At 57.5% G+C, this 26259-nt stretch carries 19 protein-coding genes, 3 tRNA genes and 3 rRNA genes; 10 read left to right on the top strand and 15 right to left on the bottom strand.

Going from position 1 to position 26259, the window contains the following annotated elements; all coding sequences use genetic code 11:
* Position 1: 1 nt before the first annotated feature.
* The gene (gene trmJ, locus AB4N98_RS17545; RefSeq protein WP_017530024.1) at positions 2-772 is read right to left on the bottom strand and encodes a tRNA (cytosine(32)/uridine(32)-2'-O)-methyltransferase TrmJ; all 771 of its coding nucleotides are present in this window, start codon (positions 770-772) and stop codon (positions 2-4) included.
* A 145-nt stretch (positions 773-917) separates the two neighbouring features.
* Here trmJ and suhB point away from each other — a divergent pair, with 145 nt between their 5' ends.
* A complete protein-coding gene (gene suhB / locus AB4N98_RS17540; protein WP_003175971.1) occupies positions 918-1733 on the top strand; it encodes a type III secretion system regulator SuhB in 816 nt (271 codons plus the stop codon).
* Positions 1734-1955: 222 nt separating this feature from the next.
* Here suhB and AB4N98_RS17535 read toward each other — a convergent pair whose 3' ends face one another.
* The 6 genes from AB4N98_RS17535 to queA all read right to left on the bottom strand — a co-directional run bounded on the left by AB4N98_RS17535 (position 1956) and on the right by queA (position 8030).
* Positions 1956-2498, bottom strand: coding sequence for a glycine zipper 2TM domain-containing protein (locus AB4N98_RS17535; RefSeq protein ID WP_017530025.1), 543 nt, complete (start codon positions 2496-2498; stop codon positions 1956-1958).
* A 124-nt stretch (positions 2499-2622) separates the two neighbouring features.
* Positions 2623-3537: a protein translocase subunit SecF gene (secF, locus tag AB4N98_RS17530; RefSeq protein WP_017530026.1), complete on the bottom strand. Its 915-nt coding sequence runs from the start codon at positions 3535-3537 to the stop codon at positions 2623-2625.
* Positions 3538-3546: 9 nt separating this feature from the next.
* Positions 3547-5415: a protein translocase subunit SecD gene (secD, locus tag AB4N98_RS17525; RefSeq protein WP_017530027.1), complete on the bottom strand. Its 1869-nt coding sequence runs from the start codon at positions 5413-5415 to the stop codon at positions 3547-3549.
* Positions 5416-5477: 62 nt separating this feature from the next.
* A complete protein-coding gene (yajC, locus tag AB4N98_RS17520) occupies positions 5478-5816 on the bottom strand; it encodes a preprotein translocase subunit YajC (protein WP_003175975.1) in 339 nt (112 codons plus the stop codon).
* A 43-nt stretch (positions 5817-5859) separates the two neighbouring features.
* The gene (tgt, locus tag AB4N98_RS17515) at positions 5860-6975 is read right to left on the bottom strand and encodes a tRNA guanosine(34) transglycosylase Tgt (RefSeq protein ID WP_032803964.1); all 1116 of its coding nucleotides are present in this window, start codon (positions 6973-6975) and stop codon (positions 5860-5862) included.
* Positions 6976-6980: 5 nt separating this feature from the next.
* Positions 6981-8030, bottom strand: a complete 1050-nt coding sequence (queA, locus tag AB4N98_RS17510) for a tRNA preQ1(34) S-adenosylmethionine ribosyltransferase-isomerase QueA (RefSeq protein WP_017530028.1) — start codon at positions 8028-8030, stop codon at positions 6981-6983.
* 108 nt (positions 8031-8138) lie between these two features.
* Between queA and AB4N98_RS17505 the strand changes: the two genes are divergently transcribed.
* A tRNA-Leu gene (locus AB4N98_RS17505) sits at positions 8139-8223 on the top strand.
* A 468-nt stretch (positions 8224-8691) separates the two neighbouring features.
* Here the strand turns inward: AB4N98_RS17505 and rrf are convergent.
* The 5 genes from rrf to AB4N98_RS17480 all read right to left on the bottom strand — a co-directional run bounded on the left by rrf (position 8692) and on the right by AB4N98_RS17480 (position 13892).
* Positions 8692-8807, bottom strand: a 5S ribosomal RNA gene (gene rrf / locus AB4N98_RS17500).
* Between the two features lie 157 nt (positions 8808-8964).
* Positions 8965-11856: ribosomal RNA gene (locus AB4N98_RS17495) — 23S ribosomal RNA — on the bottom strand.
* A 234-nt stretch (positions 11857-12090) separates the two neighbouring features.
* Positions 12091-12166 (bottom strand) — tRNA-Ala (locus AB4N98_RS17490).
* Between the two features lie 30 nt (positions 12167-12196).
* Positions 12197-12273 (bottom strand) — tRNA-Ile (locus AB4N98_RS17485).
* Between the two features lie 82 nt (positions 12274-12355).
* Positions 12356-13892 (bottom strand): 16S ribosomal RNA (locus tag AB4N98_RS17480).
* Together the 16S, 23S and 5S rRNA genes with 2 tRNA genes alongside form the textbook arrangement of a ribosomal RNA operon.
* 544 nt (positions 13893-14436) lie before the next feature.
* Here AB4N98_RS17480 and AB4N98_RS17475 point away from each other — a divergent pair.
* The gene (locus AB4N98_RS17475) at positions 14437-14766 is read left to right on the top strand and encodes a hypothetical protein (RefSeq protein WP_026067510.1); all 330 of its coding nucleotides are present in this window, start codon (positions 14437-14439) and stop codon (positions 14764-14766) included.
* Positions 14767-14902: 136 nt separating this feature from the next.
* On the opposite strand, the gene AB4N98_RS17470 is transcribed toward AB4N98_RS17475, so the two are convergent.
* Both AB4N98_RS17470 and AB4N98_RS17465 read right to left on the bottom strand, forming a co-directional pair.
* Positions 14903-15475: a hypothetical protein gene (locus tag AB4N98_RS17470; RefSeq protein ID WP_017531084.1), complete on the bottom strand. Its 573-nt coding sequence runs from the start codon at positions 15473-15475 to the stop codon at positions 14903-14905.
* A 77-nt stretch (positions 15476-15552) separates the two neighbouring features.
* A complete protein-coding gene (locus AB4N98_RS17465) occupies positions 15553-15927 on the bottom strand; it encodes a c-type cytochrome (RefSeq protein ID WP_135196889.1) in 375 nt (124 codons plus the stop codon).
* A 288-nt stretch (positions 15928-16215) separates the two neighbouring features.
* On the opposite strand from AB4N98_RS17465, the gene AB4N98_RS17460 reads away from it, so the two are divergent.
* From AB4N98_RS17460 to AB4N98_RS17440, 5 genes are all read left to right on the top strand, one after another.
* Positions 16216-16599, top strand: coding sequence for a response regulator (locus AB4N98_RS17460; RefSeq protein WP_460148843.1), 384 nt, complete (start codon positions 16216-16218; stop codon positions 16597-16599).
* A gap of 191 nt (positions 16600-16790) precedes the next feature.
* A complete protein-coding gene (locus AB4N98_RS17455) occupies positions 16791-17405 on the top strand; it encodes a biliverdin-producing heme oxygenase (RefSeq protein ID WP_065876552.1) in 615 nt (204 codons plus the stop codon).
* Positions 17402-19645: an ATP-binding protein gene (locus tag AB4N98_RS17450; RefSeq protein ID WP_065876553.1), complete on the top strand. Its 2244-nt coding sequence runs from the start codon at positions 17402-17404 to the stop codon at positions 19643-19645. The genes AB4N98_RS17455 and AB4N98_RS17450 overlap by 4 nt, the downstream gene beginning before the upstream one ends.
* A 168-nt stretch (positions 19646-19813) precedes the next feature.
* Positions 19814-21706, top strand: a complete 1893-nt coding sequence (locus tag AB4N98_RS17445) for an alkaline phosphatase D family protein (RefSeq protein WP_068937461.1) — start codon at positions 19814-19816, stop codon at positions 21704-21706.
* Positions 21707-21843: 137 nt separating this feature from the next.
* Positions 21844-22857 carry a diguanylate cyclase domain-containing protein gene (locus AB4N98_RS17440; protein WP_026067511.1) on the top strand — a complete coding sequence of 338 codons (1014 nt, stop codon included), beginning with the start codon at positions 21844-21846 and terminating at the stop codon, positions 22855-22857.
* Positions 22858-22869: 12 nt separating this feature from the next.
* Here the strand turns inward: AB4N98_RS17440 and AB4N98_RS17435 are convergent, their stop codons facing one another.
* Positions 22870-23898 carry an amino acid ABC transporter substrate-binding protein gene (locus AB4N98_RS17435; RefSeq protein WP_017531090.1) on the bottom strand — a complete coding sequence of 343 codons (1029 nt, stop codon included), beginning with the start codon at positions 23896-23898 and terminating at the stop codon, positions 22870-22872.
* Between the two features lie 222 nt (positions 23899-24120).
* Here AB4N98_RS17435 and AB4N98_RS17430 point away from each other — a divergent pair, with 222 nt between their 5' ends.
* Both AB4N98_RS17430 and AB4N98_RS17425 read left to right on the top strand, forming a co-directional pair.
* Positions 24121-25371 (top strand): 2-aminoadipate transaminase, encoded by a 1251-nt coding sequence (locus AB4N98_RS17430; RefSeq protein WP_135196886.1) that lies wholly within the window; start codon positions 24121-24123, stop codon positions 25369-25371.
* Positions 25372-25502: 131 nt separating this feature from the next.
* Positions 25503-26219, top strand: coding sequence for a hypothetical protein (locus AB4N98_RS17425; protein WP_116079741.1), 717 nt, complete (start codon positions 25503-25505; stop codon positions 26217-26219).
* Positions 26220-26259: the final 40 nt, after the last annotated feature.

The raw sequence follows: 26259 nt of genomic DNA, 5'->3' as shown, positions 1-26259 counted from the left end.
TTTAATCCTTCCGCTTAAGAAGCTCGCCACGGGCCGCTTTCTGGGTTTCCGTGAGGATGCCACGCAATATATTCATTTCCGCTCGGCTCACCGAGCTGCGCCCGTAAAGGCGACGCAGGCGCGCCATCAAATGCCGTGGCTTTTCCGGGTCGAGGAATTCGATGGCCACCAGGGTTTGCTCCAGGTGCTCGTAGAACCGCTCCAGTTCGTCCATGGTGGCCAGCTCGCCACTTTTGGTCGACGCCACCTCGTCCTTTTCCACTTTGCTCGGCTGCCCCTCGGCAGCCAGCCAAGCCATGCGCACTTCGTAGGTCAACACCTGTACCGCAGCCCCGAGGTTAAGCGAACTGAACTCGGGGTCGGATGGAATGTGCACGTGGTAATGACATCGCTGCAGCTCTTCGTTGGTGAGGCCGGAATCTTCACGACCGAAAACCAAGGCGATTTGCGCACCACCGGCCGCTTCTTCCACCACTTTGGTTCCGCACTCACGCGGATCCAAGAGCGGCCAGGGGATGCGCCGATCACGCGCACTGGTACCAAGCACCAGGTTGCAACCGACCAAGGCATCCTCCAAGGTGGCGACGACCTGGGCTTTTTCAAGCAGGTCATTGGCGCCGGAAGCACGAGCATCAGCTTCATGGTGCGGGAACACACGCGGCTCGACCAACACCAGGCGCGTCAGGCCCATGTTTTTCATGGCTCGCGCCACCCCACCGATATTGCCGGGATGACTGGTATTGACCAAGACGACACGAATGTTTTGCAGCAAGGGAGGCGCTCTCGGACACGGGAAAGGGGAGCAAATCTTACAGAACAGCCTAAGGTTATGCCATGAAAGCTAACGTCGTCCTTCACCTGAAGAAAGTTTCTGCTAGAATGCTCGGCTTTCTTTAACAACCTTAGGTGACACATCCATGCAGCCCATGCTGAATATCGCGCTGCGCGCCGCCCGCAGCGCCAGTGAATTGATCTTCCGCTCCATCGAGCGCCTGGATACCATCAAGGTCGACGAAAAAGACGCCAAGGATTATGTGTCCGAGGTGGATCGCGCCGCCGAGCAGAAAATCATCGATGCGCTGCGCAAGGCCTACCCTACCCACGGCATACTCGGTGAAGAAACCGGCCTGCACAAAGGCAGCGGCGAAGGCGAAGACTACCTGTGGATCATCGACCCACTGGACGGCACCACCAACTTCCTGCGCGGCATTCCACACTTTGCGGTGAGCATTGCCTGCAAATACCGTGGCCGCCTGGAGCACGCCGTTGTCCTCGACCCGGTTCGCCAGGAAGAATTCACCGCCAGCCGTGGCCGTGGCGCCCAACTGAATGGTCGCCGCCTGCGCGTCAGCGGTCGTACCAGCCTGGACGGCGCGCTGCTGGGTACCGGCTTCCCGTTCCGTGACGACCAGATGGATAACCTGGAGAACTACCTGGGCATGTTCCGCGCCCTGGTTGGCCAGACCGCCGGCATCCGTCGCGCCGGCGCTGCCAGCCTGGACCTGGCTTATGTTGCTGCCGGTCGTTTTGATGCGTTCTGGGAGTCAGGCCTGTCCGAATGGGACATGGCTGCAGGCGCCCTACTGATCCAAGAAGCTGGCGGCCTGGTGAGCGACTTCACAGGCGGCCACGACTTCCTGGAAAAAGGCCACGTGGTTGCCGGCAACACCAAATGCTTCAAGGCAGTGCTGACAGCGATTCAGCCGCACCTGCCGGCTTCGCTGAAGCGCTAAGCGAACGCGCACAAAAAAGCACCCCTCGGGGTGCTTTTTTTATGCCTGGGGTTTAGCAAGAAACTAAATACCGGCTGCTTCCAAAATCAAATGTGTGAGGAGGCTTACTCCCGATAGCGGTGAATCAGCCAAAAATCCGGTGACTGACACCCTGCTATCGGGAGCAAGCCCCCTCCCACATTCTGGACCGCACAGACCTTTGAATCCGCGCCAGGCCCAGGATTACTGTTGGTTCTGACCCAGGATCAGACGCCCTTCCTTGTCGACCGGAATCTGGCCGCCCGGATCACGATCCATACGCACCGAACCTTCCTTGCCATCCAGGGTGTAACGCACGTCGTAGCCAACAACCTTGTCACTGATGTCGTTCACGGTATTACAGCGAGTTTGCGTGGTGGTGTAGGTATCGCGGTTCTGCATGCCTTCCTGAACCTTGTTACCGGCGTAACCACCACCGACTGCACCGGCCACGGTCGCCAGCTTCTTACCGTTACCGCCACCAATCTGGTTACCCAGTAGGCCACCGGCCAGCGCGCCGACGACGGTACCGGCGATTTGATGCTGGTCCTGCACCGGACGCTGCCGGGTTACCGTGACATCCTTACAGACCTCGCGAGGGGTTTTGATCTGGGTTTTTACCGGCTGCACTGCCAGCACTTGCGCATACTCAGGGCCGCTTTTTACCAGGCTGTAGGTGGCAACAGCACCCCCGGCAGTCACACCGACAGCACCCAATACCGCACCAACCAGTAACGACTTGTTCACGTTGAACCTCCTGACCATCACAAACGGATCGAAAGATCCGCGCTATACCCAGCCTTGGAGCAAAAAAAAAGGCGCGAGTTCAATACTCGCGCCTTCTTTGTAACAGCGTATCAACAACCGCCCATCAAGGGCGGTCGTCGACCTCCTTGTCAGTAGCGGCCGGAGGGATCAAGTCTTCGCTGTTGAGGTTCAACCAGATCAGCACCACGTTCGCGATGTAGATCGACGAGTAGGTACCCGCCAGTACGCCGATGAACAGCGCCAAGGAGAAGCCCCACAGGTTGTCGCCGCCGAAGATCATCAGTGCGGCAATCGCCAGCAGGGTGGAGATCGACGTCGCCATGGTCCGCAACAGGGTCTGGGTGGTGGAGATGTTGATGTTCTCGATCAACGTCGCCTTGCGCAGTACACGGAAGTTTTCGCGAACCCGGTCGAACACCACGATGGTGTCGTTGAGGGAGTAACCAATGATGGCCAGTACGGCCGCCAGTACGGTCAGGTCGAAGGTGATCTGAAAGTAGGCCAGGATGCCCACGGTCACGATCACGTCATGGATCAGCGACACAATGGCGCCGACACCGAACTTCCACTGAAACCGGAATGCCAGGTAGATCATGATGCCGACCAGCGCCATCAGCATGCCGAGGCCGCCCTGGTCGCGCAGCTCTTCACCGACTTGCGGGCCGACGAACTCGACGCGCTTGACCGACGCCGGGTTTTCACCGCCGACCTTCTGCAAGGCCTCGGCCACCTGGTGACCCAGCTGCGGGTCTTCGCCAGGCATACGCACCAACAAGTCGGTGGTCGCGCCGAAGCTCTGCACCACAGCTTCGTGGTAACCAGCCTTGACCAGTTCGTTGCGCACCAGGGTAACGTCGGCCGGCTTCTCGTAGGTCAGCTCGATGAGCGTACCGCCGGTGAAGTCCAGACCGTAGTTCAGGCCCTTATGGAACCAGCTGAACAACGCCAGAACGGTAAGGAGCACTGTGGCGCCGAACGCAATGTTGCGAACGCCCATGAAGTTGATTGTACGTAACATGGCAGCCCCTTAAATCCACAACTTCTTGAAGTCACGCCCGCCAAAGATCAGGTTGACCATTGCGCGGGTCACCATGATGGCCGTGAACATCGAGGTAAAGATACCGAGGGACATGGTCACCGCAAAACCTTTGACCGGGCCGGTGCCCATGGCAAAGAGAATCCCGCCGACCAACAGAGTGGTCAGGTTGGAGTCGAGAATCGCGGTAAATGCCCGGCCGAAGCCTTCGTTGATTGCACGCTGCACGGTCATGCCGGCGGCGATCTCTTCACGAATCCGCGAGAAGATCAGGACGTTGGCGTCTACCGCCATACCCATGGTGAGTACGATACCGGCGATACCTGGCAAGGTCAGCGTAGCGCCCAGCAACGACATCAGCGCCAGCAGCATCACCATGTTGCCCGCCAGGGCCACGGTGGCGATGACGCCGAAGAAACGGTAGATGGCGATGATAAACAGCGACACGAACAGCATGCCCCACAGCGCAGCGTCCACGCCCTTGGTGATGTTGTCCGCACCCAGGCTCGGGCCAATGGTGCGCTCTTCAGCGAAGTACATCGGAGCAGCCAGGCCACCGGCACGCAGCAGCAGGGCCAGCTCCGAGGATTCACCCTGACCGTTCAGGCCAGTGATACGGAATTGGGCCCCCAGTGGCGACTGGATGGTCGCCAGGCTGATGATCTTCTTCTCTTCCTTGAAAGTCTGCACCGGAACGTCTTTCTCGACGCCGTTGACGACCTGCTTGGTGTAGGTGGTCACCGGGCGTTGCTCGATGAAGATCACCGCCATGCTGCGACCGACATTGCTGCGCGTGGCGCGGCTCATCAGTTCGCCGCCATGACCATCCAGGCGGATGTTCACTTCAGGGGTACCGTGCTCGCCGAAACCAGCTTTGGCGTCGGTGACCTGGTCGCCCGTGATGATCAAACCGCGCTCGATCAGCGCTGGAGGACGGTTGCCTTCACGGAATTCGAACTCCTCGGACGTCGCGCGGGAAGCACCCGGCTCGGCCGCGAGGCGGAACTCCAGGTTGGCGGTCTTACCCAGGATACGCTTGGCTTCAGCAGTGTCCTGCACACCCGGCAGCTCAACCACAATGCGGTTGGCGCCCTGGCGCTGCACGATAGGCTCGGCTACACCCAGCTCGTTGACGCGGTTACGCACCGTGGTCAAGTTCTGCTTGATGGAGTATTCGCGGATTTCCGCGATCTTGACCGGGCTCATTGCCAGGCGCAGTACAGGCTGACCATTGAGGTCAGCCGGTACGATATCGAAATCATTGAAGTTCTTGCGGATCAGCGTACGGGCCTGTTCGCGGGAAGCTTCGTCGGAGAAGCCCAACTGGATGGCGCCGTTGAGCTGCGGCAGGCTGCGATAGCGCAACTTCTCTTTGCGCAGCAGGCTCTTCACATCGCCTTCATAGACCTTCAGACGTGCGTCGAGCGCTTTGTCCATGTCGACTTCCAGCAGGAAGTGCACACCACCGGACAAGTCCAGGCCCAGCTTCATCGGGTGCGCGCCAATGCTGCGCAGCCATTGTGGCGTGGTCTGTGCAAGGTTCAGCGCTACGACGTAGTCGTCGCCCATGGCCTTGCGCACGACATCTTTTGCCGGCAATTGGTCTTCTTGCTTGGTCAAGCGCAGCAAGCCGCCCTTCGCACCAGCTGCCAATGTTGCCGCTTTAACCTGGATACCCGCGTCGGTCAGAGCCTTGCTCGCGCGTTCCAAGTCAGCCTGAGTGACCTGCAGGGAAGTGCTGGCTCCAGTGATCTGGATAGCCGGGTCATCAGGATAAAGATTGGGAGCGGAATAAATAAAACCGATCGCCAGCACCGCCAGGATCAGTACGTATTTCCACAGAGGGTATTTGTTCAGCATCACGCCGCCCGCTTATAACGCGGGGCGCCTTGCGCGCCCCGTCGATTGGTAAAGGTTGTTACTTAGATCGCTTTGAGCGTGCCTTTTGGCAGCGTGGCGGCGATGGCGCCCTTCTGGAACTTCATTTCTACGGTGTCGGAGACTTCCAGTACAACGAAAGCGTCGGAAACCTTGGTGATCTTGCCGGCGATGCCGCCAGTGGTCACAACTTCGTCACCTTTCTGCAGGCTGCCCAGCAGGTTCTTCTGCTCTTTGGCACGCTTGGCCTGTGGGCGCCAGATCATCAGGTAGAAGATGACCAGGAAGCCGACCAGGAAAATCCACTCGAAACCACCGCCCATAGGGCCGGCAGCAGCAGGCGCAGCGGCGTCGGCCATGGCGTTAGAGATAAAAAAGCTCATTTAGCACTCCAGTTGCAAATAGTGAATCTTAGGGTCGGAAAACTCAGTCCAAGGGCGGCACAGGAAGCCCGCGCTTGGCATAGAAGGCATCGACGAAGGCGGCCAATGTACCCTGTTGAATAGCCTCGCGCAAACCAGCCATCAGGACTTGGTAGTGACGCAAATTGTGGATGGTATTCAACATGCTACCCAGCATTTCTCCGCACTTGTCCAGATGGTGCAGATAAGCACGTGAGAAGTTCTGGCAGGTATAGCAATCACAGGTCGGATCCAGCGGCGAGTCATCATGGCGATGGAACGCGTTACGGATCTTCAGCACGCCTGTATCGATGAACAGATGCCCATTGCGGGCATTACGGGTTGGCATCACGCAATCGAACATGTCCACACCGCGGCGCACACCCTCTACGAGATCTTCAGGTTTGCCAACGCCCATAAGGTAACGAGGTTTGTCAGCCGGCATCAGGCCCGGCAGGTAATCCAACACCTTGATCATTTCGTGCTTGGGCTCACCGACCGACAAGCCGCCGATGGCCAAGCCATCAAAGCCTATCTTGTCGAGGCCTTCGAGCGAGCGCTTGCGCAGGCTTTCGTGCATACCGCCCTGGACGATACCGAACAATGCAGCAGTGTTGTCGCCGTGTGCATTCTTCGAACGCTGGGCCCAACGCAGCGACAACTCCATGGAAATCCGCGCCACGTCCTCGTCAGCCGGGTACGGCGTGCATTCGTCAAAGATCATCACAATGTCGGAACCCAGGTCCCGTTGCACTTGCATCGACTCTTCCGGCCCCATGAATACTTTGGCGCCATCTACCGGCGAGGCGAAGGTCACGCCCTCCTCCTTGATCTTGCGCATGGCGCCCAGGCTGAACACCTGGAAGCCGCCGGAATCGGTGAGGATCGGGCCCTGCCATTTCATGAAGTCGTGCAAGTCGCCGTGCTTCTTGATCACTTCCGTGCCCGGGCGCAGCCACAGGTGGAAGGTATTGCCGAGGATAATTTCGGCGCCGGTGGCGACGATGTCGCGCGGCAGCATGCCCTTTACGGTGCCGTAGGTACCGACCGGCATGAACGCCGGGGTCTCTACAGTGCCGCGCGGGAAGGTCAGGCGACCTCGACGGGCTTTGCCATCAGTTGCGAGCAATTCAAACGACATACGACTCATAGTTGTTCCTCTGGGCCGCGTGGCGCCGGGTTACGGGTGATAAACATCGCATCACCGTAGCTAAAAAAACGGTACCCGTTATCGATGGCGGCCTGGTAGGCGGCCATGGTTTGCGGATAACCGGCAAATGCCGACACCAGCATCAATAGCGTGGATTCCGGCAGATGGAAGTTGGTCACAAGGCAATCGACCACATGGAATGGCCGGCCGGGGAAAATAAAGATATCGGTGTCGCCACTGAACGGTTTTAGCACGCCATCGCGCGCAGCACTTTCCAGGGAGCGCACGCTGGTGGTGCCAACGGCTACCACCCGTCCATTACGTGCCTTGCAGGCAGCGACCGCATCCACAACCGCCTGGCTGACCTCGAGCCATTCGCTGTGCATGTGGTGATCTTCGATGTTCTCCACACGCACCGGCTGAAACGTGCCGGCCCCCACGTGCAGGGTCACATAGGCGGTCTCGACGCCCTTGGCGGCAATCGCATCCAGCAGCGGCTGGTCGAAATGCAGGCCGGCAGTCGGAGCGGCAACCGCCCCGAGGTGGCGGGAGTAAACCGTCTGATAGCGCTCACGGTCCGAGTCTTCGTCAGGACGGTCGATATAAGGAGGCAATGGCATATGGCCTACGCGCTCCAGCAACGGCAATACTTCCTCGGCGAACTTGAGCTCGAACAACGCGTCATGACGCGCCACCATCTCGGCTTCACCACCGCCATTAATGACGATGTTCGAACCCGGCTTCGGTGACTTACTGGAGCGCACATGGGCAAGCACGCGATGGGTGTCCAGAACCCGTTCCACCAGAATTTCCAGCTTGCCGCCGGATGCTTTCTGGCCAAACAGCCGTGCAGGAATCACACGGGTATTGTTGAACACCATCAAATCGCCTGGGCGCAAATGCTCAAGCAAATCAGTGAATTGAAGGTGTGCGAGGGCGCCGCTGACCCCGTCCAGGGTCAGCAGTCGACTGGCGCGACGCTCGGCCAACGGGTGGCGAGCGATCAGCGAATCAGGGAGTTCAAAAGTAAAGTCAGCAACGCGCATGATGGGGTTCGTCTAGCAGGGCCGGGAAGTCTAGCGGAAATAGTGAAAATAGACCATGAAACGTGATTGACCAACGGTAATCTCATCTCTATACTTCGCCGCCATTGAGCCCTGATGGCGGAATTGGTAGACGCGGCGGATTCAAAATCCGTTTTCGAAAGGAGTGGGAGTTCGAGTCTCCCTCGGGGCACCATCTTAAAGAAAGACCTTGAATTTCAAGGTCTTTTTTTTCGTCTGCAGAAAAGTGTCAACCTGCCGGAGAGAGCCTGTAAGGCACCCAGAAAGCAAGCAGCAGCCTCCAGCCCCATGAGGAGCTGTAACGGCGATCAAAACCCCGTGAGGCGCCTTATAGGCCGCTGGTGCCTTATTCGCAAACCATCCACTTGGCGCAACTGTGCAGTGGAGCGTTATCAGCCTTATTAGGGAGGTCGAATCAATATTGTCCAGCGTTCGAAGCTGTAATCCAGAGCTTTGCCGATGACGATCCTTCCGACACAAAATCGCCTTGGGCCACGCCCAGGTATGCAGTGCATTGACCAAGGGCTGAAGCTCGGGATAATTGCGCAAACTTGTCGGTCACTCGCTGGAGAATTTCGTCTGGCTTTCCGAGCGCCCAAAACAAAACCCCATCTGCTTTCGCAAATGGGGTTTCGGAATTTAATCTTGACGATGACCTACTCTCACATGGGGAAACCCCACACTACCATCGGCGATGCATCGTTTCACTGCTGAGTTCGGGATGGGATCAGGTGGTTCCAATGCTCTATGGTCGTCAAGAAATTCGGGTACTGACTCGTGACCAAATGGCCTCGCTTCAGCAAATTGGGTATGTGGCAGCAGTCGGTGTTTTGTGAGTTACAAACTTTCGGTTCGTTTCGTCTTCACACACCGCAATCTGATGCTCTTTCGAGTAGTCAAATTGCTTGGGTGTTATATGGTCAAGCCTCACGGGCAATTAGTATTGGTTAGCTCAACGCCTCACAGCGCTTACACACCCAACCTATCAACGTCGTAGTCTTCGACGGCCCTTCAGGGAACTCAAGGTTCCAGTGAGATCTCATCTTGAGGCTAGTTTCCCGCTTAGATGCTTTCAGCGGTTATCTATTCCGAACATAGCTACCCGGCAATGCCACTGGCGTGACAACCGGAACACCAGAGGTTCGTCCACTCCGGTCCTCTCGTACTAGGAGCAGCCCCTCTCAAATCTCAAACGTCCACGGCAGATAGGGACCGAACTGTCTCACGACGTTCTAAACCCAGCTCGCGTACCACTTTAAATGGCGAACAGCCATACCCTTGGGACCGGCTTCAGCCCCAGGATGTGATGAGCCGACATCGAGGTGCCAAACACCGCCGTCGATATGAACTCTTGGGCGGTATCAGCCTGTTATCCCCGGAGTACCTTTTATCCGTTGAGCGATGGCCCTTCCATACAGAACCACCGGATCACTAAGACCTACTTTCGTACCTGCTCGACGTGTCTGTCTCGCAGTCAAGCGCGCTTTTGCCTTTATACTCTACGACCGATTTCCGACCGGTCTGAGCGCACCTTCGTACTCCTCCGTTACTCTTTAGGAGGAGACCGCCCCAGTCAAACTACCCACCATACACTGTCCTCGATCCGGATAACGGACCTGAGTTAGAACCTCAAAGTTGCCAGGGTGGTATTTCAAGGTTGGCTCCACGCAGACTGGCGTCCACGCTTCAAAGCCTCCCACCTATCCTACACAAGCAAATTCAAAGTCCAGTGCAAAGCTATAGTAAAGGTTCACGGGGTCTTTCCGTCTAGCCGCGGATACACTGCATCTTCACAGCGATTTCAATTTCACTGAGTCTCGGGTGGAGACAGCGCCGCCATCGTTACGCCATTCGTGCAGGTCGGAACTTACCCGACAAGGAATTTCGCTACCTTAGGACCGTTATAGTTACGGCCGCCGTTTACCGGGGCTTCGATCAAGAGCTTCGCGTTAGCTAACCCCATCAATTAACCTTCCGGCACCGGGCAGGCGTCACACCCTATACGTCCACTTTCGTGTTTGCAGAGTGCTGTGTTTTTAATAAACAGTCGCAGCGGCCTGGTATCTTCGACCGGCATGAGCTTACGGAGCAAGTCCTTCACCCTCACCGGCGCACCTTCTCCCGAAGTTACGGTGCCATTTTGCCTAGTTCCTTCACCCGAGTTCTCTCAAGCGCCTTGGTATTCTCTACCCAACCACCTGTGTCGGTTTGGGGTACGGTTCCTGGTTACCTGAAGCTTAGAAGCTTTTCTTGGAAGCATGGCATCAACCACTTCGCTAACTAAAAGTTAGCTCGTCATCAGCTCTCGGCCTTAGAATCCCGGATTTACCTAAGATTCCAGCCTACCACCTTAAACTTGGACAACCAACGCCAAGCTGGCCTAGCCTTCTCCGTCCCTCCATCGCAATAACCAGAAGTACAGGAATATTAACCTGTTTTCCATCGACTACGCTTTTCAGCCTCGCCTTAGGGACCGACTAACCCTGCGTCGATTAACGTTGCGCAGGAAACCTTGGTCTTTCGGCGTGGGTGTTTTTCACACCCATTGTCGTTACTCATGTCAGCATTCGCACTTCTGATACCTCCAGCAAGCTTCTCAACTCACCTTCACAGGCTTACAGAACGCTCCTCTACCGCATCACTTACGTGATACCCGTAGCTTCGGTGTATGGTTTGAGCCCCGTTACATCTTCCGCGCAGGCCGACTCGACTAGTGAGCTATTACGCTTTCTTTAAAGGGTGGCTGCTTCTAAGCCAACCTCCTAGCTGTCTAAGCCTTCCCACATCGTTTCCCACTTAACCATAACTTTGGGACCTTAGCTGACGGTCTGGGTTGTTTCCCTTTTCACGACGGACGTTAGCACCCGCCGTGTGTCTCCCATGCTCGGCACTTGTAGGTATTCGGAGTTTGCATCGGTTTGGTAAGTCGGGATGACCCCCTAGCCGAAACAGTGCTCTACCCCCTACAGTGATACATGAGGCGCTACCTAAATAGCTTTCGAGGAGAACCAGCTATCTCCGAGCTTGATTAGCCTTTCACTCCGATCCACAGGTCATCCGCTAACTTTTCAACGGTAGTCGGTTCGGTCCTCCAGTTAGTGTTACCCAACCTTCAACCTGCCCATGGATAGATCGCCCGGTTTCGGGTCTATTCCCAGCGACTAGACGCCCTATTAAGACTCGCTTTCGCTACGCCTCCCCTATTCGGTTAAGCTCGCCACTGAAAATAAGTCGCTGACCCATTATACAAAAGGTACGCAGTCACCCAACAAAGTGGGCTCCCACTGCTTGTACGCATACGGTTTCAGGATCTATTTCACTCCCCTCTCCGGGGTTCTTTTCGCCTTTCCCTCACGGTACTAGTTCACTATCGGTCAGTCAGTAGTATTTAGCCTTGGAGGATGGTCCCCCCATATTCAGACAAAGTTTCTCGTGCTCCGTCCTACTCGATTTCATGACTAAGAGATTTTCGCGTACAGGGCTATCACCCACTATGGCCGCACTTTCCAGAGCGTTCCGCTAATCTCAAAGCCACTTAAGGGCTAGTCCCCGTTCGCTCGCCACTACTAAGGGAATCTCGGTTGATTTCTTTTCCTCAGGGTACTTAGATGTTTCAGTTCCCCTGGTTCGCCTCTTGCACCTATGTATTCAGTACAAGATAACCATCTTATGATGGCTGGGTTCCCCCATTCAGACATCTCCGGATCAAAGTCTGTTTGCCGACTCCCCGAAGCTTTTCGCAGGCTACCACGTCTTTCATCGCCTCTGACTGCCAAGGCATCCACCGTATGCGCTTCTTCACTTGACCATATAACCCCAAGCAATCTGGTTATACTGTGAAGACGACATTCGCCGAAAATCTGTAATCACTCACAAATTTTACCTTAGCCTGATCCGTTACCAGTGAAAGTAACGTTCAGTCTATCTTTCTATCACATACCCAAATTTTTAAAGAACGATCTAATCAAAGACTAGAAATCAACATTCACCATCGCTAGGATGGAATGCTCATTTCTAAGCTTTCATACGTCAGAAGCAGTAGTGGTGGAGCCAAACGGGATCGAACCGTTGACCTCCTGCGTGCAAGGCAGGCGCTCTCCCAGCTGAGCTATGGCCCCATATTTCTACAGGCGTTTCCCACACAAAATTGGTGGGTCTGGGCAGATTCGAACTGCCGACCTCACCCTTATCAGGGGTGCGCTCTAACCAACTGAGCTACAGACCCAATTTCGGGCTGCTTCTTATCGTCTTCTTCAATGAATCAAGCAATTCGTGTGGGAACTTATGGAGCAGCTGATGTCGTCGATTAAGGAGGTGATCCAGCCGCAGGTTCCCCTACGGCTACCTTGTTACGACTTCACCCCAGTCATGAATCACACCGTGGTAACCGTCCTCCCGAAGGTTAGACTAGCTACTTCTGGTGCAACCCACTCCCATGGTGTGACGGGCGGTGTGTACAAGGCCCGGGAACGTATTCACCGCGACATTCTGATTCGCGATTACTAGCGATTCCGACTTCACGCAGTCGAGTTGCAGACTGCGATCCGGACTACGATCGGTTTTATGGGATTAGCTCCACCTCGCGGCTTGGCAACCCTCTGTACCGACCATTGTAGCACGTGTGTAGCCCAGGCCGTAAGGGCCATGATGACTTGACGTCATCCCCACCTTCCTCCGGTTTGTCACCGGCAGTCTCCTTAGAGTGCCCACCATGACGTGCTGGTAACTAAGGACAAGGGTTGCGCTCGTTACGGGACTTAACCCAACATCTCACGACACGAGCTGACGACAGCCATGCAGCACCTGTCTCAATGTTCCCGAAGGCACCAATCTATCTCTAGAAAGTTCATTGGATGTCAAGGCCTGGTAAGGTTCTTCGCGTTGCTTCGAATTAAACCACATGCTCCACCGCTTGTGCGGGCCCCCGTCAATTCATTTGAGTTTTAACCTTGCGGCCGTACTCCCCAGGCGGTCAACTTAATGCGTTAGCTGCGCCACTAAGAGCTCAAGGCTCCCAACGGCTAGTTGACATCGTTTACGGCGTGGACTACCAGGGTATCTAATCCTGTTTGCTCCCCACGCTTTCGCACCTCAGTGTCAGTATCAGTCCAGGTGGTCGCCTTCGCCACTGGTGTTCCTTCCTATATCTACGCATTTCACCGCTACACAGGAAATTCCACCACCCTCTACCATACTCTAGTCAGTCAGTTTTGAATGCAGTTCCCAGGTTGAGCCCGGGGATTTCACATCCAACTTAACAAACCACCTACGCGCGCTTTACGCCCAGTAATTCCGATTAACGCTTGCACCCTCTGTATTACCGCGGCTGCTGGCACAGAGTTAGCCGGTGCTTATTCTGTCGGTAACGTCAAAACAATCACGTATTAGGTAACTGCCCTTCCTCCCAACTTAAAGTGCTTTACAATCCGAAGACCTTCTTCACACACGCGGCATGGCTGGATCAGGCTTTCGCCCATTGTCCAATATTCCCCACTGCTGCCTCCCGTAGGAGTCTGGACCGTGTCTCAGTTCCAGTGTGACTGATCATCCTCTCAGACCAGTTACGGATCGTCGCCTTGGTGAGCCATTACCTCACCAACTAGCTAATCCGACCTAGGCTCATCTGATAGCGCAAGGCCCGAAGGTCCCCTGCTTTCTCCCGTAGGACGTATGCGGTATTAGCGTCCGTTTCCGAACGTTATCCCCCACTACCAGGCAGATTCCTAGGCATTACTCACCCGTCCGCCGCTCTCAAGAGAAGCAAGCTTCTCTCTACCGCTCGACTTGCATGTGTTAGGCCTGCCGCCAGCGTTCAATCTGAGCCATGATCAAACTCTTCAGTTCAAACATCTTTGGGTTTTTAAGAAACCCTAAACTTGGCTCAGCAATCGTTGGTTACATCTTTGATTTCTCGCGGAGTAACTTGTGATGCTGATAATCTTGTTGACTACCAGTCTGACTCCACAAGCACCCACACGAATTGCTTGATTCAGTTGTTAAAGAGCGGTTGGTTAAGAGCTTTCGTCTCAACCGAGGCGCGCATTCTACAGCAGCCTCATTTGCTGTCAAGCGGTTATTTTCAGAAGCTTTCGAAGATTTCTTCAACAACTTCAACCACTTGCGCTTCCGATCTCTCGTCAGCGGGAGGCGAATAATACAGTATTAAACTATGCGGTCAACCCTCCCATAGAAATTCTTTTCACGCCCCCCCCCCCCGCTCCACCCCCGCCGTCAATGCAGTCTCTTATTAAGAGGTGACTGCAGGCGTGCAACCTTGGAGGCACCTCACACGCCGGCGCTGGGATTGCATTCGACTCGCCAGGTCTTTTTTTTCATATAGAGAACAGTGATCATCGCCCTCCGTCCCGAACATCGAGAAACCAAAACCATGGAATTGATGCTGGAAGCTGTTGCGCTCTTTGCTCTAAAACTGGCGCATGAAGAAAACGGCGGCAGTCCGGTTTTGCGAGATGACCCGGTGATGAGCAGCTTTGAAAGGGAGGTGTTTGGGTTGTTGGTAAGGCAGGGGCAACTGAAGGCGATCCTGCTCAAGATTGATGAGTGCGTCGTGCAAGCCTTGGCAGCCGTGGGCGGTGCCGATACGGTACTGGGGCGCGAATTGAAGCGGTTGTCTGTCGACGTCAGCCAAACCACCCGGCTGGAGGATCTGCCCCCTCCGCTCGACGCACTCCAGTACTACCTCAAAGCCATTCAGTGACGCCGCCCCTTGCGATCAAAGGGTTGCTGTTCCAGCGCCAGGCAAATCGTCGACACAACATTAGGCAAACGTAAATCGCAGCATTCAGAACAAGCTGGACCGTTTGCCTACCGCCCCACACTCATCCACCAAACCTTCAACCTTCCTTCGAACCATTCCCCGAGCCTTCAATCAGCACCCGATTTGCCGGATCCGTAATATCAAACACTTGTTGCGCACACGTCGAACGACCGTCCTTGAATTGAAACTCCACCAGATACACCTTCGCCTTCTCCGGACTGAACGTACTCATCACCGGCCCGCAGCTGTAGTAAACCCCGTTGCCCTGGCTTCCCGCCGAACTGGACACGGTGAGCTTCTTGCCTGGATCGGCCTGGATTTCAAGCTGCGGGAAACGCTTGAACCCTGCGCTGGCCACGGTCTGGTTGAGCTTGGCGATCCAGTTTAAGACCTTGCCCTCACCCGTATCCATCACAGTGCCGAGCTTTTCCATGCGTGAGTCGGGGTCGCCTTCGCGATGGATGGCAAATTCGACGGGGTTGGTGCCGCCACTGGCTTTCATGATGACTTTGGCGTGCTCGGCATCTACGGCTACGGTTTTCTGGCGCAACTGGATGCCATCCTTGAGCAGGCTGGGCGAGGAGTCGCGTTGGTTGGATTGGCAGGCGCACAGGGCAAGAACGAGGGAAAGCAGCGCGATTCGCTTCACGGAGGATGTCCTTATCGCAGGGAGGTCAGTGATGTCTTGACCGGCACTCGAACAAAATGTTCCCGAACACCAAACGGCTACTTGGGTTGAAACGTCTCAAGGTACGCCAGGATGTTTTCAATCTTGTCCTGATCACTGATCCCCCAGAAAATCATCCGCGTACCACTCACCACCTTCTTCGGGGCTTCTATATAGGCGGCAAGTTTGTCGCGAGTCCAGACTACCCCCGAGTTTTTCATCGCATCGGAATATTGGTAATCGGTGGTCGCCCCCGCAGGTCGGCCAATGATGCCGTTGAGTTCCGGGCCAAACCCTGCGCGCGCACCTTCGCCGACGCTATGGCAACCGCCGCAGGTCTTGGTGAAGAGCTTGGCACCCGCCTGCGCATCGCCGGCTGCGAGGGCCGCGTGGGCATTCAAGATCAAAGCGAGGGTTAGCAAGGCGTATTTCATAGGGACTCCACATCAGCTGTTGCACACGATTATGCCTGCTTGCCAGGAACGCTTGACCATCCGGATCACAGCTTCAAGCCCTACCGCCAGCGCACCGGTCATACGCCACTCTTAATACACAATCAAGGCAATGGTCGCCACGTCGTTTGCAACTGTGGCTCGCGCCTCACCTCCCGGCAAATACGCAACCTAGACACTTGACCACCCATCGTTTAATCCACTTCCAATCGAACCTATCCAGCCGTGCCCCACTCCACCTTACTGAACCCTGATGGCGGAGTAAGGATCATGGCTCAGCCATCGATTTTGGTACTGGAGGACGACGAGATCATTCGCTCGTTAATTGTGGATGTACTGGAGGAATTTGGTGCCCATGTCACTTCGTTTCCTTCAGCGGACGAAGGAATGATTTTTCTGGAGCGTGATGATGAACAAGTCGATCTGATCGTCAGCGATATCCAGATGCCAGGCTTGTTGAATGGCTATGACTTGAGCCGGGTTGTAGCCCATCGCTGGCCAACCGTCGCGGTATTGCTTACCTCGGGCAACAGCGCCATGGCCTCGCAACTGAGCAGCCGAGTACGGTTTTTACCCAAACCCTGGAGCACTGAGCACCTGCTGGAGTGTGTGCAATCGGCGCTGACCCAACAAGGCTCGCCCATGCATCGATAGCGTCGCGATATCATTTAAACCGAACTTCAACACCAGCGCAGCGGTCACTAATGGGCAAGGAGCGACTTTTCTGATCCGCTGGTCAGGCTTTTCGCTTTGCGCCTACAGTCAGTGGCTATGAGTTGTGTAGAATCGTCGCCCATTTTCTCGCGTCATTCATGGCCGGCAGGCCCACAGTTCGAGCTTATTGAATGCACTCACAGGCCCATGACGTTGGTGCGCCCTCATTGCTGGAAACACTACGCGCCGGCACGGCCTTGCTGCACATCGCGCTGGAAAAGCGCCTGCCGTTTTTCTCCGAACACCTGGATGCCGACGGCTACCTGAGCTTGCTCCGAGCGTATTACGGGTTTTATGCGCCGATTGAAGCCGCGCTGTATGAAGGTGATCTGATCCCGGAAGGCTTTGATCCGCAACTGCGCGTGAAAACGCCTACCCTGGTGAGCGACCTTCATGCCCTCGGCTTGAATGACGCAGCCATCGACGCCCTGCCCCGCTGCACCCACCTGCCGTCCCTTGATACCCCCGCTGCCTGCCTCGGCGCCGCCTATGTGCTGGAAGGCGCAACCCTGGGCGGTCAAGTATTGCGTCGCGAGATGGCCCGGCGCCTGGGCCTGGACGCCGACAACGGGGGTGCCTTTCTCAATGTGTACGGTGCCGAGACCGGTCGGCGCTGGAAAGACTTTCTCGATTACCTGGCCCGCCAGCCGATGGACGCGCAAGCCAGACCGTGCGCCGTGGATGCGGCCCGTTCGACATTTAGCTGCTTTGAGCAATGGCTCGACAGCCAGGAGGTACTGCTATGAAACCCGATGATTTTGAAGAGCTGCTTGCCAACTGCGCCGACGAGCCTATCCGCTTTCCCGGGGCTATCCAGCCCCATGGTGTGTTGCTGACGCTGTCGGACCCTGACTTGCAGATCCTCCAGGTCAGCGCCAATGTCGCCAGCCTGTTCGACCATGCGCCCGAGACCCTGCTGGGCCAACCGCTGCACGTATTGCTCGGTGCCGAGCCTGCTGCGGCCGTGCGGTGCATGGTCGAGCTCAACAATTTTACCGATGCGCCGCCGTTGCACATGACCTTCAATGGCACCAGGTTCGACGGCCTGCTGCATCGCCATCAGGGTGTGTTGGTGCTGGAGTTCGAGCCGTTGCTGGAGGACTTCCAGCCACGTGCAGTGAATGGCCGCACCGGTGACCTGGGCAAGATGCTGCAACGCTTGCAGGCAGCGAAAACCCTGCAGGCGTTATACGAAGTCAGCGTAAATGAAATCCAGGCGATGACCGGCTACGACCGCGTGCTGATCTACCGCTTTGAAGACGAAGGCCATGGCCAGGTAATCGCCGAAGCGTCTGCGCCGTCCATGGAGCTTTTCCACGGGTTGTTCTTCCCCGCGTCCGACATCCCGGAACAGGCTCGCGAGCTGTATCGCACCAACTGGCTGCGCATTATCCCCAACGCAGCCTACGAGCCGGTGCCGCTGCTGCCCAAGCTGCGCCCGGATACCGGCAAACCGTTGGATTTGAGCTTCGCCACCCTGCGCAGCGTGTCGCCGATTCACTGCCAGTACATGCAGAACATGGGCGTGCTGTCGTCCATGAGCATCTCGCTGATGAAGGGCGACAAACTTTGGGGCCTGATCAGTTGCGGTAACCGTGAGCCACTGCTGGTGCCCAACGAGTTGCGCATGGCCTGCCAGACTATCGGCCAGGTGCTGTCATTGCAGATCAGTGCCATGGAAGCGCTGGACCTGAGCCGTCAGCGCGAAGAAAAAGTCGAGGCCCTGCAGCTGCTGGACAAGGCGATGAAAGCCTCGGAGTACAACGTGTTCGATGGCTTGGCCCAGCGCGGCCAACTGCTGATGGACCTGACCCTGGCCGGCGGCGTAGCGATCATCGAAGACAAGCAACTGCACCGCTACGGCAACTGCCCCGAGCCGGCGCAGATCCGAGCGTTGCACAAGTGGCTGCAGGCACGCGGCGAACCCGTGTTTGCCAACCATAACCTGGCCTCGGTGTACGCGCCCGCTGCCGAGTTCCAGCAAGTGGCCAGCGGAGTCTTGGCCATGAGCCTGCCCAAGCCAGTGGACAATGGTGTGCTGTGGTTCCGGCCGGAAGTGAAAGAGAACATCCACTGGAGCGGCGACCCGAACAAGCCACTGAACCTGGAAAGTTCCGACGCAGGCCTGCGCCTTCGCCCACGCACCTCGTTTGAAATCTGGAAAGTGGAAATGGCCGGTATCTCCACCAAGTGGAGCCATGGCGACCTGTTCGCCGCCAATGACCTGCGCCGCTTTGCCTTGGAGAACGACCTGGCCCGCCAGGTGCTGCGCGAGCAACAAGCCGTGCGCGCCCGCGATGAACTGGTGGCGGTGGTGTCCCACGACTTGCGCAACCCCATGACGGTCATATCGATGCTGTGCGGCATGATGCAAAAGGCGTTCAGTTCCGACGGCCCACATACCTCGCGGCGGATTTCCTCGGCAATCGACACCATGCAGCAGGCTGCCGGACGCATGAACGTCCTGCTGGAAGACTTGCTGGACACCTCCAAAATCGAAGCCGGACGCTATGTGGTCAAGCCGGTGGCACTGGATGTCAGCCAAATGTTCGAAGAGGCGTACTCGTTGCTTGCGCCGCTGGCGATGGAAAAAGGCATCGACCTGTGCTTCAACGCCGAGCCGGGCCTGCAAATCAACGGCGACCCCGAGCGCCTGTTCCAGGTGCTCTCGAACCTGATCGGCAACGCCATCAAGTTCACCCCGCGCCAGGGCAATATCGGCATCAGTGCCATGAGCAATGGCGAAGAGATCGTATTCTCGGTGCGCGACTCCGGCGAAGGCATTGCGCCGGAGCAGTTACCTCATGTGTTCGAACGCTATTGGACACAAACCGAAAACAACCCCACCGGCAGTGGCCTGGGACTCTACATTACCCAGGGCATCGTCCAGGCCCATGGCGGCAGGATCGTGGCCGAGAGTGAAGTGGGACGTGGCAGTGAGTTCCGGTTCACGGTGCCGAAGGTGACTGAAAACTCACCGACCTGACGCCGTAAAACGCTGGGCGCGGCCTGCCCGCCAATGCCGTGTTCCAGCCATCCACCCTAGCCACGGGCAGTCGCGCTAACGCTGCCCTTGAAGGAAGGCGCTTAACAAAACACTGACATTCAGTGCGCTAATCTTGCCGGCTCAAACCTGCCTGGAAACCTCATCCGCATGCCGCTGACCGACCCATTGCCCACCGTTCTCGCAGGCCCCATGCTCCGCCGCCTGGAACCTCGGCGGCTGGTGATGTGGCTGGTGGGCAGCCGGGAGCTGGTACTGAGCCTGAGGCTGCACGTTGGCGAGCAGACGCGTGATATCCCACTGAACCCGCGCCACTGCCAAGTGGTGCCAGTGGGCCGCCAGGCGTTTATCCACCTCATCGATGTGTCGCTGGAGCAGGCGCTGCCGCAGGATGTAAGCATCGACTATGACCTGCTGATCGATGGCAACGGCATGGCACAGTGGGCGCCGCACCTGTTGTACGCCAACGCCCAATCCGCCTCTTTCATACTGCACAGCCGTATCCACCAACTGGTGCACGGCTCTTGCCGCAAACCTCACCATTGCGCCGATGAAGGCCTGCTGTGCGTCGACCGCCTGCTCGCCGAAACCCGTGCCGAGCGCCCGGCCCTGCTGATCATGAGTGGCGATCAGGTCTACGCCGACGATGTCGCCGGGCCGATGCTGCGGGCGATCCACGCGCTGATCGCTCGCCTGGGCCTGTTCGACGAATACCTGGAAGGGGCAGTGATAGATGACAGCGCCAGCCTCTACGGGCACCCCGCCAGTTATTACCATCGCGCGGACTTGCTGCCGGCACTGGACAGCAACGAGACCCTGCGCGAGCGTTTTTTTGGTGGCGTGAAAAAACCGATCTTCACCAGCAGCACGGCCGACAACCACTTGGTGAGCTTCGCCGAAGTCATGGCGATGTACCTGCTGGTATGGTCACCCACCCCGTGGCGCCTGATCGCCACGCAACCGCCACAATTGAACACCGATGAAGCGGCGCGCTATGCCCGCGAGCAAGTGCAGGTGGATGACTTCCGCGATGGCCTGCCCGGCGTGGCACGGGTATTCGCCCATCTGTCCACCTTGATGATCTTTGACGACCACGACATCACCGACGACTGGAACCTCAGCGCCCAGTGGGAAGAAACCGCCTACGGCCATCCGTTCTCCAAGCGCATCATCGGCAATGCCTTGCTCGCGTACCTGCTGTGCCAGGGCTGGGGTAACAACCCGGATGCGTTCGACACATTAATAAGTCAAACCCAGGCGCTCGGCCGCCAGGCGCACAACAATCACCTGGACGCGACCGAACAGGATAATTTGCTCGGCGCGCTGCTGAAATTTCAACAATGGCATTACGTGCTGCCCACCACCCCCGCCCTGGTGGTGCTCGACACCCGTACCCGGCGCTGGCGCAGTGAATTCACGCTCAAGCAACCCTCCGGCCTGCTGGACTGGGAAGCCTTGAGTGAACTGCAACAGGAACTGCTTGACCATCCCTCGGCCATCATCGTCTCGCCCGCGCCGATCTTTGGCGTGAAGCTGATCGAGACTGTGCAGAAAATCTTCAGTTGGTGCGGCCACCCCTTGCTGGTGGACGCGGAAAACTGGATGGCCCATCGCGGAGCCGCGCAGGTCATCCTCAACATTTTCCGTCACTCGCGCACGCCGGGTAACTACGTGATCCTGTCGGGCGACGTGCACTACTCCTTCGTTTATGAAGTGTTGATCCGTCATCGCAACGCGGGCCCGAGGATCTGGCAAATCACCAGCAGCGGCATCAAGAACGAATTCCCACCGCGCTTGCTGGAATGGTTCGACCGCCTCAACCGCTGGCTCTACTCCCCCCGCTCGCCGCTCAACTGGTTCACCCGGCGTCGCACGATGCAGGTAGTGCCCCATATTCCGGAACATGCCGAAGCCGGTGAGCGCTTGTGGAATTCGGCCGGGATCGGCCAGGTATTTTTCAACGAGCAGGGCCAACCGGAAGCGATTTACCAGCACAACGCCGACGGGAAGCCACGGACAAGGATGGTGGCGCCGAAGCAGTAGCCCGCTGCCACTCTTTCACAGCGTCCCATCGCCTCTATTCAAAGTGCCCAAGCGCCGTTGTACAGTAGCGCCAGCCACGGAGTATCGGTGTCAACGTTGGCAGGCCTTTGTCGCCCGCCCAGGCAAGGAGTACGCAGATGGACGATATCTCCGGAAAAAGCTCAACGAAAAATGATTTCTCTCGCCTCAATGCCGATATGTTGCACACCATCCTGGAGCTCTCCAGCGACGGGATCTGGGACTGGAACGCCAATACCGGGTTCGTCTACCGCAACCCAGGCTGGTACGAAATGCTCGGCTACCCCCGCCACGCTCTGGACAACAACGTATTCACCTGGGAAAACGTGATCCACCCCGACGATTACAACCAAGTGATGACGGTGTTTGACGACTACATCAACCGTCGCGCCCCCCAGTATCAAACTGAATACCGCTGCCGCAAAAAAGACGGCAGCTACCTGTGGATCGAGGACCGCGGTTATGTGGTGGCGCGTAACCCCGACGGTTCGGTGGCGCGGATGGTCGGGGCCCTGCGCGATATCCAGCTGCGCAAATATTCCATCGAGCAACTGGAGCGGCGCAATCAATCCCTTGAGGCATTGGTGGCCGAGCGCACGCTTGAACTGTCGCGGGTCAATCAGCAATTGCAGCTGCAGGTGGATGAGAACCGCGTCCTGGCTGAACGGGATGCCTTGACCCTCGTCGCCAACCGGTATCGCCTGGAAAAAGTGTTGCTCCAAGAGTGCGAACGCGCCCAGCGCTTTCACCTGCCGTTGTCACTGATCGCGATGGATGTTGACGACTTCAAGCCGATCAATGATCGACACGGGCACGGCGTAGGCGACCAGACCCTGGTGCAGGTGGTGGAACGCCTGGAAAGCTGCGTCCGCCAGGGCGACCTGTTGGCTCGTTGGGGGGGCGATGAGTTTATGGTGGTCCTTCCCGAAAGCTCATTGGAAACAGCCAAGGCCCTGGCCGAGACTATCTGCCAGAGCTTGAGAACTCACCGGATAACCGACGACGTCAAGGTCACACTGAGCCTGGGCGTGGTCGAACGCCAAGTGAATGAAGCCCCCGCCGCCCTGATGGCGCGCGCCGATCAGGCCCTGTATCGAGCCAAAGCGGCGGGCAAAGACGGCGTATCGACATAGGCCGCCCCGGTATCAGCGCACCGGCGGCGCGTACTGAATGCCGCCGTTGTTCCATAAGGCATTGAGCCCGCGCTTGATCTTCAACACGCTGCCCTGGCCGATGTTGCGCTCGAATACTTCGCCGTAGTTGCCCACTTGCTTGACGATCTGCACCACCCAATCCTTGCGCAGTTTGAGGTCCTTGCCATATTCGCCGTCGGCACCCAGCAGCCGCGCCACATCCGGATTCTTGGAATCCTTGGCCTGCGCTTCGACATTCTGCGACGTGATGCCCATCTCCTCGGCATTGAGCATGGCGAACAGGGTCCATTTGACGATGCTGAACCACTCGTCATCCCCCTTGCGCACCAACGGTCCCAGGGGTTCTTTGGAGATGACTTCCGGCAGCACCACAAACTCATCCGGGTGCGCCATCTTGATGCGCTGGGCATACAGGCCCGACTGGTCGGTGGTCAGCACATCGCAACGCCCGGCTTCCAGGCCCTTGGCGCTTTCGTCGGCGGTATCGAAGGTGATAGGCGTGTACTTCATGCCATGGGTGCGGAAGTAATCGGCCACGTTGAGTTCGGTGGTAGTGCCGGCCTGGATGCACACGGTGGCGCCATTCAACTGCTTGGCGGCGCTAACACCGAGTTTGTTGTTCACCAGAAAACCGATGCCGTCGTAGTAGGTAACGCCGGTAAACACCAGGCCCATGCCCGAATCGCGGGAGCTGGTCCAGGTGGTATTACGCGAGATCAGGTCGATCTCGCCGGACTGCAAGGCGGTGAAACGTTCCTTGGCGGTCAATTGGGTGAACTTCACTTTTGATGCATCGCCGAACACCGCGGCCGCCACGGCATGGCACACATCCACATCGATGCCGGTCATCTTGCCCGTACTGTCGGGCACGCCAAAGCCAGGCAACCCGTCGCTGACACCGCATTGAATAAAACCTTTTTTCTGGATTGCATCCAACGTCGCACCGGCGTGGGCGGTGCCGGCCAGGCCCAATAGGGCCGTAGCACTGATCGTGGCCAAGGTGGTTTTGAATAGGTTCATGCGAGGCGCTCCCTGTCGGTCCTTATTATTCGGCGCTGCACAGCCCGCGCCGGTTTCTGATGCTGCCGGGGGAGAGTGACGGGTTTACAGCGCCGCCACAAACGACCTTTTGGCAACAGCTCCTTCCGATTTGGAATGACCCGGCGATTTTATTTCCTTTGCGCCAGGGCCCCGCCGGCAGCTTAGATAAAAAGACGCCCGCCACTGCCGAGTCCAGGATCCATGAGCCGCGAAACCATCAGCCAGTCGATTTCCGTCGTTCACCCCATCAGCCTCAGCCACGGTAAAAACGCCGAAGTCTGGGACACCTCGGGCAAGCGCTATATCGATTTTGTCGGTGGCATCGGCGTGCTCAACCTCGGCCATTGCCACCCCGCCTTGGTGGCGGCGATTCGTGAACAGGCGACCCAACTGACCCACTACGCCTTCAACGCCGCGCCGCACAAGCCCTACCTCGAACTGATGGATCGCCTGACCGCGTTTATTCCGGTGGGCTATCCGGTCAGCGGCATGCTCACCAACAGCGGCGCCGAGGCCGCGGAAAATGCCTTGAAGATCGTGCGCGGGGCCACGGGCCGCACGGCGGTGATCGCCTTTGACGGCGCGTTCCACGGCCGCACCCTGGCCACGCTCAACCTCAATGGCAAAGTGGCGCCCTACAAGCAAAAGGTCGGCGTACTGCCCGGCCCGGTGTATCACCTGCCCTACCCCAGTGCCGATAACGGTGTCACCTGCGCTGAAGCATTGAAGGCCATGGACCGACTGTTCAGCGTAGAAATCGACGTCGACGATGTAGCCTGCTTCATCATCGAACCGGTACAGGGCGAAGCCGGCTTTCTGCTCCTGGACAGCGAATTCGCCCAAGCCCTGCGGCGTTTCTGCGATGAAAAAAATATCCTGCTGATCGCCGACGAAATCCAATCAGGGTTTGGCCGCACCGGCCAGCGTTTCGCCTTTTCGCGCCTGGGCATCGAACCCGACCTGATCCTGCTCGGCAAAAGCATCGCCGGCGGCGTGCCACTGGGTGCGGTGGTCGGGCGCAAAGCGTTGATGGACAACCTGCCCAAGGGCGGGCTGGGCGGTACCTACTCCGGTAACCCCATCGCCTGCGCGGCGGCGTTGGCGACCCTGGATGCAATGACCGATGAACAGGTGCACGCGTGGGGCGCCCGGCAAGAAGCGGCCATCGTCAGTCGCTACCAGGCCTGGCGCGAGCAGCATCTGTCGCCCTACCTGGGCCGCTTGACTGGCGTTGGTGCCATGCGCGGCATAGAACTGGCGCATGCCGACGGTACAGCCGCGCCCAAGCAACTGGCCCAGTTGCTGAGCCTGGCGCGGGACGCCGGCTTGCTGTTGATGCCCAGTGGCAAGTCTCGGCACATCATTCGCCTGCTGGCGCCGCTGACCATTGAACCTGCGGTACTGGAAGAAGGGTTGGATATTCTTCAAGCGTGTCTCAAGCAGTTGGTTTAACCCCCGCATCCGCCGGCCGGCAGCCCAACCGCACGATAAGGGCATTGTGCTGCCTTGACCTGATTCCCCCGCCCCCTGAAAATGCGCGACGTTTTTTTGTCTCCCCCGTTTACTGAAGTAGTGAAATTTCAATGTCCGATTCTTACACCGAACACACCGCCGAAGAATCCGTAGTCGCCTTGCACGCCAAAGCTGAATACGAAAATGCCATCAATCTTTCACAGCATGTACCCGCCGCCAAGATCATCAGCGAGATGGTGCTGGACGCGTTCCATACCTCCAAGGAAAGCGATCAGATCCGCGAACTGCGCATCGCCATCCGCCAGGCGCACGATGCCTTCGACGACGACAAAGCCTACGAACTGATGGGCCAGCTCAAGCAGTTGAAAGACGCCGAAGCCGCCGACAACATCGCACTGGAAGACCTGAGCAGCAAATTCTCGATCAGCCGCATCCTGTCCAGCTTCAAGGACGACCCCGAGTTCCAGGAGTTGGTCTACGGCCTGGCCCTCAAAGTGCTGAACCAGTCTCACCAGGCCATCAGCAACCCAAGCACCGGCAAGGGCAAGGCCGCACGCGCCAAGAAAGAAGCCGAAGTGTTTGTGATCAGCAAAGATGGCGTCAGCGTCACGCTGCCCCTGCGCACGCCGCGCTCCAAGTTGAATGTCGACCGTGAAGCCTTCGAGTTCCTGGGTTTGCGCTTTGTAGGCGAAGGCGATGAAGCGGAGTTGGAAGTGGACAGCTTTGTGGATAACGCCGGCATTGAACAGCCGCTGAGCCGCAAGAGCGTGATCACCGCCCTGCAGCAACAGAGCGCGTTCGAAGGCTACAGCATCGCGCAGCAATAACCCCTCCAGGCAACACCGCACAACTGAACGTGTGGGAGCA

It is taken from the genome of Pseudomonas sp. S3_E10 (assembly GCF_054667615.1).
This window is presented reverse-complemented; position numbering and strand designations above follow the sequence as displayed.